General features: G+C 55.3%; 1 protein-coding gene. It reads left to right on the top strand.

The annotated features are described in order from the left end of the window. Positions 1-559 (top strand): LysM peptidoglycan-binding domain-containing protein (locus tag WH277_RS00405; protein ID WP_339503707.1); only part of this gene is annotated, 559 nt, incomplete at both ends.

Here is a 559-nt window from a genome sequence, read left to right as displayed (position 1 = left end):
GCACAGGCCCCCATCAGCTCAGTTGGCGGAAATGACTCCGGCATGATGAGCGGCAATTCTGGCAACTCGGGCATGACCAGTAGCGCAGGTGGCAGCAACGGCGGGTTTATCCGCCCGGCTCGCCCTCCGGTATCGGGTGGGGGAATGACTGCCACTTCATCTGCCTCCTCCACGAGCCAAAATCAGAATGTGGTGACCGAAAACGGTCGAATTGTGTACAATCGCAGTTATGGGAATATTCCTAAAGGTAGCTATGGCGGTGATACTTACACCGTAAAACGGGGTGATACGCTGTTCTATATTGCCTGGATTACCGGTAACGATTTCCGCGATCTTGCCCAGCGCAATAACGTTGCCGCGCCTTATGGGCTCAACGTTGGCCAGCAATTGCAGGTAGCGAACGGCTCTGGTAGCCCAATCACCGGGGGCAATGCGGTCACGGCAGCAGATGCCAATGCTGGCGGCATGACCACGGCTTCTTCCGGTTCACAAATGAACACCGGAACGGTTGCACACCAACCGGTAATTACGTATTCTGAGGATTCAGGTACACCAAGTG

Origin of the sequence: Erwinia sp. MYb416 (assembly GCF_037479575.1) — a bacterium.
Taxonomy (GTDB): Bacteria; Pseudomonadota; Gammaproteobacteria; order Enterobacterales; family Enterobacteriaceae; genus Erwinia; species Erwinia rhapontici.
The sequence above is the reverse complement of the archived record's forward strand: the minus strand, read 5'-3'. Positions and strand labels throughout refer to the sequence as shown.